Raw genomic sequence first — 15,545 nt, 5'->3', positions numbered from 1 at the left:
TCCTTTAATTATCTGTTTCTTCTATCAAAACCGTTTCGGCCTTACTTGCCCGCCTTAGTATTCAGACGGCCTATGCTGTGCATAAAGCCGCCTGTGTCGGCGGTTTCTGCATTACACCAAAAACCCTTCCGGCCTGCAAGGTGTTCCGTGCCGTATTACTCCGGCTGCATGTTGCAGACTATATCGCATACCTCCGTTTCGTCGAAGCATACATTTTCAGACGGCCTGATGTGCTTTTTTCCGCTACAATGCCGTTTTTTATTTACCCTTACCGTTCCGCTTATGCTTTATCAATTTCTGCGCGACATGTGGGATGTTTTGCGCCTGCGTTACAAACAACCCGAAGAATACCGTTATTCGATACCCGTGAACTTGGCAGTATTGCTGTTGCTGGGCATTATCAACGCCGCCGCCTCCGCTCCCTTGTTCGGTAAAAGCACGCCCCTGATTGTATTCGCCGTTTTGCTGACGGTATTGAAATGCCTGATTCTCAGCCGCGTGATGAGCGGCATGCTGCGCCAACCCCAAGCCCCGCGCCTGCCCTTTTGGGGCTTTGTACTCGCCACCGAAGCACTGGCGATTCCCACGCTGCTGCTTTTGTATGTGCCCGCCATGGCAAGCATCGGCTTGTTTTGGCAGATTTGGATTTTTTGGGTACAGATTATCGGTTTTATGAAATTAAGCGGGCAAAAAGGCGGCAAAATCATCATCGGCTATATCGTTTACGCCTTAATCACGCTGTTGGCCGGAACGCTGCTGCTTATGCTGTTTTCGCAAGCCGGCTTGATCGATTTACAGCAGCTGACGGAGCAGTTTGAAAACATGTTGGATGCCAACCGCTGATTGTTTTCCCATCAACATGCCCGATAAACAAGGCCGAGGCACAGCCAAACCGGTTCGGGTCATCTTGAAACGTGGGGGCGGACATACAATCCGCTCCTAAAACCGCAGAAAAATTCCAGTTGAATGGCCAAACGGCCGCACAAACAAAAAGCCGGAACCGCCGCGCAATATACGGCGGCTTCCGGCTTTCAATCAAATTCAATATTGAAAAAGTATTTATTCTTTTTCACTTTCCGTGCTGCGGATAACCAGCAGCGGCAGGTGGCTTTGACGCATCACGGTTTCGGCAAAGCTGCCCATCAAAAGGTGCATCAAACCGCTGCGGCCGTGCGTACCCAACACCAACAGGTCGGCACCTTGAGAAGCAGCATAGTCCACCAACTCCTGAGCCATCTCGCGCGCACCTTTATTGGCCACCAGCAAATGCTTCACCACATCTGCCACACCCTGCTCTTTGGCACTGTTTTCGGCAAAGTCCAATACCTCGTTGCCTTGTGCGATGGCCGCAGCCTCATAACTTTCGTGTTGCAGAAACTCCGGTGCCAACGCCATATATTCGGCCGGATTGGCAACGTGCACCAAAGTCAACCGTGCGTTACCCGCACCTGCCAAATCGGCTGCGTGTTTCAAGGCATTGAGAGACGTTGCGCTACCGTCTACGGCTACCACTAAATTTTTATACATCTTCGTTCTCCTTGGTTAACGGCACCTTACCGGCCCTTTGTGTGAAGTGTGAATCAAACCCAGCTTCAAGTATAATACCCCCGCGCTGTTTTGGCAGCGTTTTTTGTGTTGAATTTGACTTACCACAAGGCCGAACATGTCCGAATCCCTTTCTACACGCCGCTTCGGCGGCATTGCCCGCCTGTATGGCACCGAAGCCCTGCAACGCTTTCATCAAGCCCATGTGTGCGTGGTGGGCGTCGGCGGTGTCGGCTCTTGGGCGGTAGAAGCACTCGCACGCACCGGCATCGGCCGTCTGACCTTGATTGATTTGGATAACGTGGCCGAATCCAACGTCAACCGCCAGCTTCCCGCGCTGACCTCCGAATTCGGCAAAGCCAAAGTCAGCTCGCTGCACGAACGCATCCTGCAAATCAACCCCGCCTGCCAAGTCACCGAAATCGAAGACTTCGTTACCGAAGAAAACCTCGACGAACTGTTCAGACGGCCTTTTGATTTTGTGATAGACGCCATCGACCAAGTGCGCGTCAAAGCAGCAATGGCGGCCTATTTCGTCCAACACAAACAACCTTTTATCCTCAGCGGCGGTGCAGGCGGACAGAAAAACCCCGCGCTGATTCAGACGGCCGATTTGAGCCGCGTAACCCACGACCCGCTGCTCGCCAACCTGCGCTACACCTTGCGCAAACGCTACGGCTTTTCCCGCGACACCAAAGCCAAAATGAACGTACCCTGCGTGTTTTCCACCGAAAACATCACCCCGCCGCAATCAGGCGAAGCCTGCGCCGCCGATGCCGCCCCGCAAGGGTTGTCCTGCGCGGGCTACGGCGCGAGCATGTTGGTTACCGCCTCATTCGGCCTGTATTGTGCGCAGGCAGCTATCGACCATATTGCAGGCCGTCTGAAAGCACCGCTATGAAAACATTTTTTGCCCTCGCCGTTTTGCTCACCGTTAACTGCAACTGCGCGCTGGCAGAATTCGCCCAAATTATCGACTCAGACGGCCATACCAATATGCGGCAGGAACCTTCCGTAAAAAGCCCGATTATCGGCAAAGTACGCCACGGCGCATGGGTTTACACGCCCGAAGGCGACAGCTTAGACTCTCCAAGCAAAGACGGTTGGTATTACAGCTCATACCGCTACCCCAACGGCCAACAATTGGACGGTTGGATACACCAATCCCGCCTGCGCTTGGTCAGCAGCTATCCTGACATTCCCGTTACCACCCGCCCCGACGGATTCAGCTGCCTCAAAAACGGCACCGGACTCATGGTTTCCATGGGCAATTTCCCATACTTAGCCCATAAAAAAGAATTCACCGGCCACAATAACAAAGCCGGTTTAACGAAATACCGAGGCAAAAAAGTTTGGGGAACCGACGGCACGATTCCCCAAACCCATTACCGCAGCATCGTGTTTACCCGCAACGGAAAAAAACGTGCGGCAGACAAAGTATTATTCGAACACCTCTTCAACCCCTACTTCGACACAATCAGCGAACACCGCCACCGCTGCTTTTATAATGCCGCAGACGATACCTTCTTTCTGACTGCGCTCAACAGCGACGGCGCAGGTGTTTACGAAGCCCTGTTTATTTTCTCTCACGGCCGTCTGAAAACAGTCCACCCCTATTTGCACCCTGAAGTATAGGAAAGCCCCGATATGCCGCTTGCCGCCGATCAACAACCTTTGCAAACCGAAAACCTCAACGCCGTCGCATGGATTTTCGGCCAGCCCGTTACCGACGTGCCGCAGGATTTGTTTATCCCGCCCGACGCGCTCAAGGTGGTGCTGCACAGCTTTCAAGGGCCGCTGGATTTGCTGCTTTACCTGATCCGCAAGCAGAATATCGATGTGCTGGATATTCCGATGATTAAAATCACCGAGCAATATCTGCACTACATCGCCCAGATGGAAGCCTATCAGTTTGATTTGGCGGCGGAATACCTGCTGATGGCGGCGGTGCTGATTGAAATCAAATCGCGGCTGCTGTTGCCGCAACCGGCCGGCATCGAAGAAGGCGAAGAAGCCGACCCGCGCGCCGAACTGGTGCGCCGCCTGCTGGCTTACGAACAAATGAAGCTCGCCGCCGCCGGTTTGGACGCCCTGCCCCGCGCCGGACGCGATTTTGCATGGGCTTATCTGCCGCTGGAAATCGCCGTCGAAGCCAAACTGCCCGATGTGCACGTTGCCGACCTCACGCAGGCATGGCTGAACATCCTTTCCCGCGCCAAGCACACCCGCAGCCATGCCGTCGTGCAGGAAGCGATTTCGGTGCGGGCGCAAATGAGCAGCATCTTGCGCCGTTTGAACGAACGCGGGCAATGCCGCTTTTCTGAGCTGTTTCATCCCGAACAAGGCATCGCTTATGTGGTGGTCAACTTTATCGCTTTGCTGGAACTGGCCAAAGAAGGCTTGGTGCGCATCATCCAGCCGGAAAGTTTTGCCGAAATTGATATCCGTCTGAAAGACGACGGTGTTGAAGTTTCCGAGCAGCCCGTACAGGAAGAGCCGGAAGAAGCGGCGGCTGATTCTTCTGAAGAAGATAACGATTTGATTGGATAAAACATTTTTTCCAAGCATGTAAGCCACTCACGCAACGAGGCCGTCTGAACATTTTCAGACGGCCTCGTCGGCATAAAGGCTAACCTTTAGCTTTTTATACGGTTAATCCACTTACCGGGCCGCCGTACCGCACACTCGAGCTTGACCCAAGCATGATGTATGTACTTTTCTCAAGCTGATTAACCACATGCCGTTAAGGCATCAACATACCGCCGTTCACATGCAAGGTTTGGCCGGTGATGTATTTGGCTTGGTCGCTGGCCAAAAACAGCACGGCGTCGGCAATATCTTGCGCTTCGCCAAACTTGCCCAATGACGTTTGCGCGGTAAACATTTTGCGGGTTTCTTCCGGCAGCGCGCGGGTCATGTCGGTGTCGATAAAGCCGGGGGCAACGCAGTTCACGGTAATGCCGCGGCTGCCGACTTCGCGTGCCATCGATTTGGCAAAACCGATCAGGCCCGCTTTGGCGGCGGCATAGTTGGTTTGGCCTGCATTGCCCATGGTGCCGACCACGGAAGTGATGTTGATGATGCGGCCGCTGCGCTGTTTCATCATGCCGCGCAATACGGCTTTGCTGGCACGGAATACTGATTTCAGGTTTACCTGCATGATTTCGTCCCACTCTTCTTCTTTCATGCGCATCAGCAGATTGTCGCGGGTAATGCCGGCGTTGTTGACGAGAATATCGAGTTTGCCGAATTCCTGTTCGATGTCTGAAATCAGGTTTTCGATGCCGTTTTCATCGGCGGCATTCAAGGCGCGGCCTTTGCCGCCCCATTGTGCCAAGCGTTCGCCGATGGCTTGCGCACCGCTTTCGCTGGTGGCGGTGCCGATAACGGTTGCGCCGGCTTGTGCCAATGTGTCGGCAATCGCCGCGCCGATACCGCGCGATGCGCCGGTTACCAAAGCGATTTTGCCGCTCAAATCTTGTGAACTCATGATATTTCCTTTTTTGATCTGTTGAAATGTTCAGACGGCCTTCAAATGAAGCCTGTTTAAGTTTAATAAAGTCGGTTAGTTTTCAATCAGCACACGCCTTATATCACAAATAAAGACCTTTGCAAAACCGCCTGATTCGGGCGTTGCGGCCAGGTTGCACACCTTCTGCCGCTGCGAATCCGGCATAAATAATTTTGAAAACAGGCTTGTACAGGCATAAAAATAGAGTGAACCATCTAAATATTTAATAGTGAGGCCGTCTGAAAAAATTTCAGACGGCCTGATCATGGTTGCGCAGTTATGGTTTCTCAACCGGCTCAGGAATTTGAAACACCTGCCGCAAATAGGCGAGGAAGGTATTGTTGTCGGTCATGGTTTTGCCCGGGCTGTCGGAAAGTTTGGCAACCGATTGGCCGTTGCACTCCACCAGTTTCAACACGATATTCAGCGTCGTGTGGCCTAAATCGTTGGTGAGATTGGTGCCGATACCGAAGCTGGTTTTGAAGCGGTCTTTAAAATATTGATGCAATGCCCATGATTTTTCGATATTCAGGCCGTCTGAAAAGGTAAGCATTTTCGTGCGGCTGTCGATTTTGAGCTTTTTGTAGTGGGCATAGGCTTTGTCGCCCCAAACATAAGGATCACCGCTGTCGTGGCGCAGGCCGTCAAACAGTTTGGCGAAGTAAAGGTCGAAATCGCGCAGGAAGGCATCCATGCCCACTACGTCGGTTAGGGCGATGCCGAGGTCGCCGCGGTATTCTTTTACCCATGCTTCCAGCGCGGCTTTCTGGAAATCGCGCAGGCGCACGTCTAAAGCCTGAAACGCTTGCAGGAACTCATGCGCCATCGTGCCGATGGGCGTGATGTCGAGCTTTTTGGCCAAATAAACGTTGCTGGTGCCGCGCACGATATCGGGTGCTGCGGCAAGCAGGGTGCGGACAACGTGTTCCTGCCAAGCCAAAGTATAGCGTCGGCGCGTGCCGAAATCGGAAATGAGAAACGGCGGGTCGTTGGGGTTTTGAATCTTGGTCAACTCTTTGAGACGTTCCGCTTTGGCTTGCAAACGGCGTTCGCCTTCTGCAAGCACTTCGGGCGTTTCGAGGCGGCGGAAATACAGCTCGTTAACCATGGCGAGAATGTAAATCTCGAAAAACATCGCCTGTATCATCGGGCCTTCGACTTTGATATTCAGACGGCCTTCATCGTCGGTGCTCACATTGACGAAACGGCGTTTAAGCTGAAAAAGCTCCAAATAATCAACGAAATCGCTTTTGATAAAACGCATGGAACGCAAATAATCCAGCTCGTCCTGCGTGAATTTCAATTCGCACAGCCAATCCAATTCCTGCTCTAAATCGGCCTTGATGTCGGCCAGCGGATAAACGGTTTGGTCGTTGTTGCGGCAGCGGAATTCATACACACCGTGCGCTTGGGGAAATTGGTGCAGGATAACCTGCAACATGGTGAATTTATATAAATCGGTGTCGAGCAGCGATTGAATGATAGGAGCGTTCGGTTTCATGATAATCGTCTTGTGCCTTATCTGGTGGAGCCGGATTGCCATTAAACCACGTTTGACAAGCTTTGTGGCTTTTTGTTTCAGACGGCCTGCCGTTCATGTTCCGCCCACGCCGTTTCAATCGTGAAGAGAAATTCGGCAAACAAACTCCGAGCCAATCCTGCCGCATGCCCCGGCTGCAGGCTTATTCTTCATCGATACCGCGTGCCGCCACATACCACTTCACGCCGGCGGCTTCGAGCTGTTTGCACATGGCTTCATCAGGCGTTTGGTCGGTAAACACGGCATCAAATTCGGTAATATCGCCCATACGCACCAAAGCGTTGCGGCCGAACTTGCTGTGATCGACACCCAAATAGCACATACGCGCATTGTGCATCATGGCCTGCATCACGCTCACTTCTTTATAGTCGAAATCAAGCAGAGAGCCGTCTGCATCCACGCCCGACGCACTCAAAACCGCATAATCGGTTTTGAACTGATTAATAAAATCAACCGTGGCCACGCCGGTTACGCCGCCGTCTATCGGGCGCACCACGCCGGAAGTGATGATAACCGTGTAATCGCTGCGGCCGGATACAATCGACGCCACATGGATGTTATTGGTGATGATGCACAAGCCTTTGCGCTTTTTCACCAAGGCCATTGCCACCGCCTCGATGGTTGTGCCGATACTCAAAAACAGCGAAGCATTATCGGGAATATGCTCGGCAATCAAATCGGCGATGTGGATTTTTTCATTTTGCAGCTTGGTTTTCTGCGTATTTAAATCTTCGTTTTCCAAGCCTTCGCCCAAAGTGGCACCGCCGTGATAACGCCGCAAAATATTTTCTTCGCACAGCTGGTTGATGTCGCGGCGTATGGTTTGCGGCGTCACATCCAGCTGCCGTGCGAGCTGTTCGATAGGCATAAAGTTATATTCGCGGACTAAAGCAATGATTTTTTCGTGGCGTTGTATGCGGGGTGGCATGGCTTATTTAGACTGATAATTTGTTAAAATAATTTTACATCATAAACTTATGCGGCGCATTGTGCCAAATTCGGCGCAAGGGTGCAAGCGGCTGTTTGGGTGCCCGTATAAACCTCAAAACCGCATATTGGAAAACACCACCATCAGAAAAGGGGCAATCACATTCACAACAAAACCGAAGCTGATGGCGAGCGGCACCACCTGCAAACCGCCCGAACTCTGAATCACCGGCAACGTAAAATCAAGGCTGGTCGCCCCGCCCGAGCCTACCGCCGCACAGGGATGGCCGCGCATCAATACGGGAATAAACACCAGCGCAAAAAACTCACGCGACAAATCGTTAAGCAAGGCAATGCTGCCCCACACCGGCCCATAAGCCTCAGTCATCACAATACCCGAAAGCGAATACCATCCGAACCCGGATGCCAACGCCAGCCCCTTGCTCCACGATACTTCCGGCACCAATGCTGCAAATAATATGCCGCCCAGCAAAGAAGATAGCGTAAACAGCACGCTGGTTTGCACACCTCTGCGGTTTACCAGCACCTGCCGCAGAGTGATGCCGCTGCTGCGCAACTGCACCCCCACCAGCAGCACCATCAGCATCAGGCAGTAATTGCCCGTGCTTTCGGGCGGCAACCACCATCCGGCCATAACTTTACCCAGCATAAAACCCGCCGCCACACACCCGAGCTGATTGATGCTGCCGGCGATACTGACCCGACTTTTCCTGCCGCCGCCCTGCGTTTGCTGCGGATAACGGCGGTCGAACCACATCAGCACCAGCAGATTCATGCCCATCACGCACGCAAAAAGCAAAGCCGCCGAGCCAACAATGGTATCAATCTGCCCGCCCAAATCCTCCACCCGCGACAACGATACGCCGATCAACAGCAAAATCGCATAAACCAGCCACACCAAAGCCTTGTCCACCAACCGCAAATACAGCTTGGGTACACTAATGAAAAAGCCGAGAAAAAGCGGAATTAATACAGAAAGTAAAGTAATCAGACTATCCATAAGCCGTTCATATCGTTATTTCAGACGGCCCGCAGCCTCATGAAACCCTGGGGCTTGTCGTCAGAGGCCGTCTGAACCGTGCCCGATTAAACATGAAATCAATGAAAACAGCTGCCCGCTCAGGCATACGGGCACATCAGGCAAAAGGCAGAATTATACCCCAACCGCCCTACCCCGAGCCGTCTAAGCAGACTCTGCGCGAACAGTGTTATGCTATATCGAAATAAAATCTATTATAAACAATAAGTTATTTACAAATTTTTCATTTGCCCGTATGATAAAGCGCATGTCTCAACCATTGTAGAAAGAAAACCATGAGCAATTGCAAAACACACCCCGATCACGAGCACGTTCACGGCAGCGGCTGCGGCCATACCGCCATCCAACACGGCGACCATGTAGATTACCTTCACGACGGCCATCTGCATCACGAACATAACGGCCACTACGACGAACACAGCTTGGACGTAAACGAAACCAACCCCGACGGCTGCCGCCCCGTACACGACTGCGCCGGTCACGTTCACGGCCCCGATTGCGGCCATGAAGCCGTACCGCACGGCGACCACACCGACTACATCGTTAACGGCCGCCTGCATCATCAGCACGGCGACCATTGCGATGATCACGGTCCGGTAGAAATCGTTAAATAATCATTTAACCAACGGCTCAAAACCGTTTATCGGAAATCAATAAAACAAGACCCTTGCACTCGCTGCAAGGGTCTTTTGTTTGCTCTTGTTATGCCGGAACGGTTTTGGCCGGATATTCGCACAAATCATGAATCAAACACTTTTCGCACAAAGGCTTTTGTGCCTTACAGGTATAACGCCCGTGCAGAATCAGCCAGTGGTGCGCGTCTTGCAGAAACTCTTTGGGCACAAATTTCATCAACTTGTCTTCCACTTCGCGCACATTTTTACCCGGTGCGATTTTCGTGCGGTTCGATACGCGGAAAATATGCGTATCCACCGCCATCACCGGCTGGCCGAACGCCGTATTCAACACCACATTGGCCGTTTTGCGCCCCACCCCCGGCAAGGCTTCCAACGCCTCGCGGTCGGCCGGCACTTCGCCTTGATACTGCTCCAGCAGAATGCGGCAGGTTTCGATGATGTGTTTTGATTTGGTTTTATACAGGCCGATGGTTTTGGTGTATTCCATCACGCCTTCCAAGCCTAAATCCAACATCGCTTGCGGTGTGGGTGCGGCAGGAAACAGCTTGGCGGTTGCTTTGTTTACTCCCACGTCGGTTGCCTGTGCCGACAGCAGCACCGCGATCAGCAGCTCGAAAGGGTTATTGAAATTCAGCTCTGTTGTGGGATGCGGATTGGCCGTACGCAAACGCTCGAAGATTTCTTGGCGGATCTGTTTGTTCATATTGAGATTGTGGTTGTGTTTGTGTCGGGTATTTTTATGGGGCAAATGAACCGAAATGTTTCAGACGGCAGCGCATATTATATATCAAGGCCGTCTGAAAACCATTTCAGACGGCCTCATGCAAGAAACCGCAATCCGATTAAAAATGCCGTCATGGTCAATCAACATGATTTAAGCACGGCATTGCTGCCCTGTGTTAAAAGCAAGTTGAGTAACCATATCAAATCAAACGCCACAACATTCTGCCGGCAATCACCAGCAGCAAAATACCGAATGCCAGCTTGAGTTTTTCGGGCGGGAGCTTGTGCGCAGCTTTCACGCCCAAAGGCGCGCACAACACCGTTGCCACGCTCAACACCACCACCGCGGGCAGATACCAAAATCCAAACGAACCCTCCGGCAACCCGCTCACATTCCAGCCGGAATACAGATAACCCACCGCACCGGCCACCGCAATCGGCCAAGCCAAACCTGCCGAAGTGCCCACCGCTTTGTGCACGGGCACATTGCAATACATTAAAAACGGCACCGACAAAGAACCGCCGCCGATGCCCACCCAGCTGGAAGCAATGCCGAACACCGTACCCACACCGGTCAAACCCGCGCCGCCGGGCAACCCCCTCGAAGGCTTAGGCTTCGCATCGGCTAAGGTTTTCAGCGCGATAACCACCGTAAAGGCAACAAAGAAAACCTGCAAAGCACTATTGGAAATATGCTTGGCGATAAACGAACCGACCAGCACCCCGAAAATCATGCCCGGCGCCATGCGTTTTACCACTTGCCAATCCACCGCGCCTTTGCGGTTTTGCGCCATCATGCTGGAAAAAGTGGTAAATACCATAATCGCAAACGACGTACCCACCGCCAAATGCTGGGCATGGGCAATGTGTTCCATCCCCTGCATTTGAAGCACCCACAACACCACCGGCACGATAATCATACCGCCGCCCACACCCAGCAGCCCGGCAATGAAACCGGAAAAACCACCTACTGCCAGCATGATGAGAATCAATTCAAAATCGAGCATATTTTCTTCTTTTCTTTGCAGACTATCGTTCAAACGCTTACTTGGTCTAACCCAGGCATGGCGTTTGCACGTTTATTAAGTTACGACTGTATTATTTTTAAACAACAAATTGCTCTGAATGCAAACAAACGCTTTCAGACGGCCTTCTTGCGCTTTTTAAACCACCGCCAGGCAAACATCGCATAACCCGACAGGCTGTATCCCAAGAAAAACAGGAACAGCACCAACGAAGGTTCCCACGCCGCCACCGCCAAAATCAGCATAAAGATAATCATGGCGAAAAACGGCACTTTGCGGCGCACGTTGATTTCTTTAAAGCTCCAAAACGGAATCTGTACCACCATCGAAAGCCCGGCAAACAAAGTAATCAGCAAACACAACCATTGCACATAAGGCAAACGCTCGTAACTGTGGTTTACCCAAATCATGCCCACAATCAAAGCCGCCGCCGTGGGGCTGGGAATACCGATAAACCAGCGTTTGTCCACCCTCCCGATCAAGGTGTTGAACAATGCCAGCCGCAATGCCGCACACGCGCAGTAGATAAACGCAACCGAATAACCGATTTTGCCAAACTGCCACAGCTGCCATTTATAGGCAATCAAAGCGGGCGCCACGCCGAAGCTGACCATATCTGCCAAGCTGTCGAGCTGCTCGCCGAACGCGCTTTGGCTGTTGGTCCAACGCGCCACCCGTCCGTCCATGCCGTCGAGCAGCATGGCGGTAAACACCGCAATCGCCGCCGTTTCATAATGCCCGTGCATGGCTTGGGTGATGGCGAAAAATGCGGCAAACAGCGCGGCAATGGTAAAAGAGTTGGGCAGCAGATAAATACTGTGCTTACGCAAAGACGCACGATGCCGCTGGGTTGGATTGGGCTGTATATCCATTGTGTTTCCGATAAGGCTGTTTCGATAAATTAAAGCGTTTTACTGGTTGATAAGATTATTATAGCGAAGATACGCCGCAGATGAGGCCAAATGCCGGATATGTCGGGCTGCCGAGCACCAAACGGCGGGCTTACAGGCCCAAACGCTCTTTCATCCAACGCAGATACGGCACGAAGCCTCTGCTTACCGGCTGCATCAGAATCTGCGGGCAGTCGTAGCTGTGGTTTTGCACGATGGTTTTTTCCACCGCTTTATAGTGGCAACGGGCGGTTTTAATCACGATGCGGATTTCTTCGTCATTGCACAATTCGCCGTCCCACACATATTGGCTGCGGATGGTTTCGTATTGCACGCAGCCGGCGAGACGGTTTTCCAGCAGCAGACCGCCGATGCGTTCGGCTTCTTCGCGGTTGGGCGCGGTGGTTATAACGACAACAGGTTTGAATTGGGGCATTTCAGACGGCCTTATCGAAAATTCAGCACGGGCCAGCCTTTTTCTTCGGCTTCCTGCTGCAAAGTTTCATCGGGGTTGACGGCTACGGGGTCGCTCACCAAACGCAGCAGCGGCAAATCGTTTTTGGAATCGCTGTAAAAATAGGTTTTGCCGTAGTTTTCAAGCGTTTCGCCGCGTGCGGCCAGCCATTCGTTCAGGCGGGTGATTTTGCCTTCTTTTAGGCTGGGCGTGCCGACGTACCGGCCAGTGTAGCGGCCGTCCGAACCGGTTTCGAGCTGCGTGCCGATAATGTTTTCAATGCCGAACATATGGCAAATCGGGGTGATGATAAATTCGTTGGTGGAAGAAATCACCAGCAGTTCGTCGCCTGCATCGCGGTGGCTCTGTACCAGCATTTTGGCCATCGGCAAGATGTGCGGGGCGATAAATTCGGCGGTAAATTCGCGGTGCATTTCGGCCAGTTCTTCTTTGCTGAAGCGGCTTAAAGGTTCGAGATGAAATGCGAGAAACTCGTCGATGTCCAAACAGCCGTTTTGGTAGTCGCGGTAAAACTTGTCGTTTTGGGCTCGGGTGTATTCGACATCCACCACGCCTTTTTTCATTAAGTATTGCGGCCAAGAATGGTCTGAATCGGTGTTGATTAAGGTGTTGTCCAAATCGAAAATGGCGAGGTTTTTCATTCTGTTTCCTGTTGTTTTAAGAGTTGGCGCAGCAGCGGCAGGGTGATGCGTTTGCCCATCATCACGGCGTAGTTGTCGAGCGTGTCGAGCATCTGCATCAAGCTGTCCATATCACGCCGCCAGTGGTTGAGCAGGTATTGGAAGATTTCCGGTTCTACGGTTAATTGTCGCGCCACCGCCATGCTCACTAATGCATTGATTTTTTCTTGGTCATTCAAAGGTTTGACATCGTAAACCAAACAATAGCCCATGCGTGTACGCAAGTCTTCGCGAATCACCAGTTGCGGCGGCGGCACGTCGGCACTCAGCAACAGAAAGCCGTGTTTGCTGTTGCGAAAGCGGTTGAAGGCTTCAAACAATACCGCCTGCTCGCCGTCGTTGAGTTTGTCAACCTGATCCACCGCCAGATAGTCGGCTTCGAGCACTTGGTCGGTCAGCGGCATGCGGGCGGCATCGATATAAACGGCGTTGTGCCCCGCCTGCAAAGCCTGCGCCACCCAAGCCTGCAAAAGATGGCTTTTGCCGGAACCCTGCTGCCCCCAAACGTAAATAAACTGCCCGTGCTGCTGTTGCAAAACGTGCAGAAGTTCGGCGTTCGACGTGCCTAAAAATTTATCGAACGAAGGGTAATCGCGGGCGGCAAAATCAAAAATAAGCTGGTTCACGGAAACGGTTTTCAAACGGCTTTCAGACGGCACATTGTACGTTGTTTCAACAAACGGCAGCAAGCTGCGGCAGGCGTTTGGCAGGATTTAACGTTTTCACTTAAAATGGCGAACTTTATACTTGTCGGGCCGTCTGAAACCTTTAAATTTAGATATTTGTTCAGACGGCCTTTGTGCCCATTTTTCCGAAAGCACGCCCGATGGAATTTATTTCAGCCATTATCGACTTTATCCTGCATATCGACCAACACCTTACCGAGCTGGCCGCCCAATACGGCGTGTGGATTTACGCCATTCTGTTTCTGATTATTTTCTGCGAAACGGGGCTGGTGGTTACGCCGTTTCTGCCCGGCGATTCGCTGCTGTTTGCCGCCGGCGGCATTGCGGCCATCGGTGAAATGAATATCCATGTGATGGTGGCGTTGCTGATTACCTCGGCCATCATCGGCGACGCGGTGAACTTTATGATCGGCAAATACTTCGGTGCCAAGCTGTTTGCCAACCCCGATTCCAAAATCTTTAAACGCAGCTATCTCGACAAAACCCACAAGTTTTACGAAAAATACGGTGGCAAAACCATCATCATCGCCCGCTTCGTGCCCATCGTGCGCACTTTTGCACCTTTTGTGGCGGGCATGGCGAACATGCACTACGGCCGCTTTATCCGCTTTAACGTAATCGGTGCGGTTTTGTGGGTGGTGCTGTTTTCCTACGCGGGCTATTTCTTCGCCAATATTCCGGTGGTGAAAAACAATTTGGGCTTGGTGCTGGGCGCGATTATCGTGATTTCGGTGCTGCCCGGCGTGATTGAAGTGATCCGCGCCAAACGTGCAGGCAAACGCGGCGGATAAAGCACCAAGCATTTACAATATAGTTAAGAAACCTTAGAGGCCGTCTGAAACATCATTTTCAGACGGCCTCTTTCATTTGGTTATAAACAAATAAACAAACATTCCTTTTATGGCCTGCGGCGGCAGGCGCACAATATCAGTCGGCATTAAACGCACAGTTCAAACACACGAAACCCATACCGCTATGTCTCTACACACTCCCAAATTCTGGCAAATCCCCGCCCCCGACCCAACCCGATCAGGCCGTCTGAAATCATTGGAAAACACACTCGGCGAACGTCTGCACGAGATTGCCGCGCGTTTTCCGCAGGCGGTGTTTGCATCCAGCCTTGCTGCGGAAGATATGGTGATTGCAGACATTATAGGCCGTCTGAAACTGCCGCTGCGCATCATCACGCTCGACACGGGCAAGCTCAACCCCGAAACCTCGGCCTTAATCGGCGAAACCAATATACGCTATCCGTTTGAAATCGAAGTGTTCCGCCCCGATGCCGAAGCTGCCGCCGCATTCGAGCGCGCGTTCGGCCAAGCCGCTATGTATGAAAGCGTGGACTTGCGCCGCCAATGCTGCCACATTCGCAAAATCGAACCGCTCAACCGCGCCCTCGCCCAAGCACCGGCATGGTTAACCGGACAGCGGCGCAGCCAGTCCGATACCCGCAGCGGGTTGGATTTTGAAGAGTTCGACGGCGCACGCGGCATTGCCAAGTTCAATCCGATTTTCGACTGGGAAGAAGCCGACGTTTGGGCGTACGCACACGCGCATAATGTGCCGCTGAATGCACTTTACCGCTGCGGCTACCCCAGCATAGGCTGCGAACCCTGCACCCGCCCCGTGAAACTGGGCGAAAACATCCGTGCGGGGCGTTGGTGGTGGGAAAACAAAGACAGCAAAGAATGCGGGCTGCACAAATAAGGTTTTGCACCTGCTTGTTTCGAGTGGATTGTATAAAGAAGAATAAAAACGCGTATTTGAGGCCGTCTGAAAGCGAACTTGTGAGTTTCACTAAAACACCTTCCCAACGGCCAACATCTTGCGGCGGGGCGGATTACC

The 15,545-nt window shown here is 52.4% G+C and carries 18 protein-coding genes; 7 read left to right on the top strand and 11 right to left on the bottom strand.

All coding sequences use genetic code 11. The features are described from left to right. The first annotated feature begins 282 nt into the window (after positions 1 to 282). A complete protein-coding gene (locus LVJ88_RS03310) occupies positions 283 to 843 on the top strand; it encodes a hypothetical protein (protein WP_085356601.1) in 561 nt (186 codons plus the stop codon). Between the two features lie 216 nt (positions 844 to 1,059). Here LVJ88_RS03310 and LVJ88_RS03305 read toward each other — a convergent pair whose 3' ends face one another. Next, positions 1,060 to 1,527 carry a universal stress protein gene (locus LVJ88_RS03305; protein ID WP_085356571.1) on the bottom strand — a complete coding sequence of 156 codons (468 nt, stop codon included), beginning with the start codon at positions 1,525 to 1,527 and terminating at the stop codon, positions 1,060 to 1,062. Between the two features lie 136 nt (positions 1,528 to 1,663). Between LVJ88_RS03305 and LVJ88_RS03300 the strand changes: the two genes are divergently transcribed. Genes LVJ88_RS03300 through LVJ88_RS03290 form a run of 3 tightly spaced genes read left to right on the top strand, consistent with a single transcriptional unit; the run spans position 1,664 to position 4,095 of the window. Further along, positions 1,664 to 2,446 carry a tRNA threonylcarbamoyladenosine dehydratase gene (locus LVJ88_RS03300; RefSeq protein WP_085418238.1) on the top strand — a complete coding sequence of 261 codons (783 nt, stop codon included), beginning with the start codon at positions 1,664 to 1,666 and terminating at the stop codon, positions 2,444 to 2,446. Continuing rightward, on the top strand, positions 2,443 to 3,180 hold the full coding sequence (locus tag LVJ88_RS03295; protein WP_054598876.1) for an SH3 domain-containing protein: 738 nt from the start codon (positions 2,443 to 2,445) through the stop codon (positions 3,178 to 3,180). The genes LVJ88_RS03300 and LVJ88_RS03295 overlap by 4 nt, the downstream gene beginning before the upstream one ends. A 12-nt stretch (positions 3,181 to 3,192) precedes the next feature. Next, positions 3,193 to 4,095, top strand: coding sequence for a segregation and condensation protein A (locus LVJ88_RS03290; protein WP_085418239.1), 903 nt, complete (start codon positions 3,193 to 3,195; stop codon positions 4,093 to 4,095). Between the two features lie 193 nt (positions 4,096 to 4,288). On the opposite strand, the gene fabG is transcribed toward LVJ88_RS03290, so the two are convergent. From fabG to LVJ88_RS03270, 4 genes are all read right to left on the bottom strand, one after another. Continuing rightward, the gene (gene fabG, locus LVJ88_RS03285) at positions 4,289 to 5,035 is read right to left on the bottom strand and encodes a 3-oxoacyl-ACP reductase FabG (RefSeq protein ID WP_054598874.1); all 747 of its coding nucleotides are present in this window, start codon (positions 5,033 to 5,035) and stop codon (positions 4,289 to 4,291) included. Positions 5,036 to 5,333: 298 nt separating this feature from the next. Beyond that, complete coding sequence (gene pncB / locus LVJ88_RS03280) at positions 5,334 to 6,557, bottom strand: nicotinate phosphoribosyltransferase (protein WP_085418241.1); 1,224 nt, start codon at positions 6,555 to 6,557, stop codon at positions 5,334 to 5,336. Between the two features lie 181 nt (positions 6,558 to 6,738). Further along, positions 6,739 to 7,524 carry a DeoR/GlpR family DNA-binding transcription regulator gene (locus LVJ88_RS03275; RefSeq protein WP_054598872.1) on the bottom strand — a complete coding sequence of 262 codons (786 nt, stop codon included), beginning with the start codon at positions 7,522 to 7,524 and terminating at the stop codon, positions 6,739 to 6,741. A gap of 114 nt (positions 7,525 to 7,638) precedes the next feature. After that, complete coding sequence (locus tag LVJ88_RS03270) at positions 7,639 to 8,544, bottom strand: LysO family transporter (RefSeq protein WP_085418242.1); 906 nt, start codon at positions 8,542 to 8,544, stop codon at positions 7,639 to 7,641. Positions 8,545 to 8,858: 314 nt separating this feature from the next. On the opposite strand from LVJ88_RS03270, the gene LVJ88_RS03265 reads away from it, so the two are divergent. After that, complete coding sequence (locus LVJ88_RS03265; protein ID WP_085418243.1) at positions 8,859 to 9,197, top strand: hypothetical protein; 339 nt, start codon at positions 8,859 to 8,861, stop codon at positions 9,195 to 9,197. A gap of 88 nt (positions 9,198 to 9,285) precedes the next feature. Here the strand turns inward: LVJ88_RS03265 and nth are convergent, their stop codons facing one another. The 6 genes from nth to hda all read right to left on the bottom strand — a co-directional run bounded on the left by nth (position 9,286) and on the right by hda (position 13,640). Then, positions 9,286 to 9,924: an endonuclease III gene (gene nth, locus LVJ88_RS03260; RefSeq protein WP_085418244.1), complete on the bottom strand. Its 639-nt coding sequence runs from the start codon at positions 9,922 to 9,924 to the stop codon at positions 9,286 to 9,288. A 220-nt stretch (positions 9,925 to 10,144) separates the two neighbouring features. Next, the gene (locus LVJ88_RS03255) at positions 10,145 to 10,951 is read right to left on the bottom strand and encodes a sulfite exporter TauE/SafE family protein (protein WP_085418245.1); all 807 of its coding nucleotides are present in this window, start codon (positions 10,949 to 10,951) and stop codon (positions 10,145 to 10,147) included. 134 nt (positions 10,952 to 11,085) lie between these two features. Further along, the gene (gene pssA / locus LVJ88_RS03250) at positions 11,086 to 11,841 is read right to left on the bottom strand and encodes a CDP-diacylglycerol--serine O-phosphatidyltransferase (protein WP_054598867.1); all 756 of its coding nucleotides are present in this window, start codon (positions 11,839 to 11,841) and stop codon (positions 11,086 to 11,088) included. Between the two features lie 130 nt (positions 11,842 to 11,971). Then, positions 11,972 to 12,295: a divalent-cation tolerance protein CutA gene (gene cutA, locus LVJ88_RS03245; protein WP_085418246.1), complete on the bottom strand. Its 324-nt coding sequence runs from the start codon at positions 12,293 to 12,295 to the stop codon at positions 11,972 to 11,974. Between the two features lie 11 nt (positions 12,296 to 12,306). After that, a complete protein-coding gene (locus LVJ88_RS03240; RefSeq protein ID WP_085418247.1) occupies positions 12,307 to 12,975 on the bottom strand; it encodes a histidinol-phosphatase in 669 nt (222 codons plus the stop codon). Next, complete coding sequence (gene hda / locus LVJ88_RS03235) at positions 12,972 to 13,640, bottom strand: DnaA regulatory inactivator Hda (protein WP_085418263.1); 669 nt, start codon at positions 13,638 to 13,640, stop codon at positions 12,972 to 12,974. The genes LVJ88_RS03240 and hda overlap by 4 nt, the downstream gene beginning before the upstream one ends. A gap of 200 nt (positions 13,641 to 13,840) precedes the next feature. Here hda and LVJ88_RS03230 point away from each other — a divergent pair, with 200 nt between their 5' ends. Together LVJ88_RS03230 and LVJ88_RS03225 are read left to right on the top strand one after the other, a co-directional pair. Then, the gene (locus tag LVJ88_RS03230; protein WP_085356560.1) at positions 13,841 to 14,491 is read left to right on the top strand and encodes a DedA family protein; all 651 of its coding nucleotides are present in this window, start codon (positions 13,841 to 13,843) and stop codon (positions 14,489 to 14,491) included. A 184-nt stretch (positions 14,492 to 14,675) separates the two neighbouring features. Then, positions 14,676 to 15,407: a phosphoadenylyl-sulfate reductase gene (locus LVJ88_RS03225; RefSeq protein WP_085418248.1), complete on the top strand. Its 732-nt coding sequence runs from the start codon at positions 14,676 to 14,678 to the stop codon at positions 15,405 to 15,407. The last annotated feature ends 138 nt before the right edge of the window (positions 15,408 to 15,545 follow it).

The organism is Neisseria dumasiana (genome assembly GCF_022870885.1).
Lineage (GTDB): Bacteria > Pseudomonadota > Gammaproteobacteria > Burkholderiales > Neisseriaceae > Neisseria > Neisseria dumasiana.
This window is presented reverse-complemented; position numbering and strand designations above follow the sequence as displayed.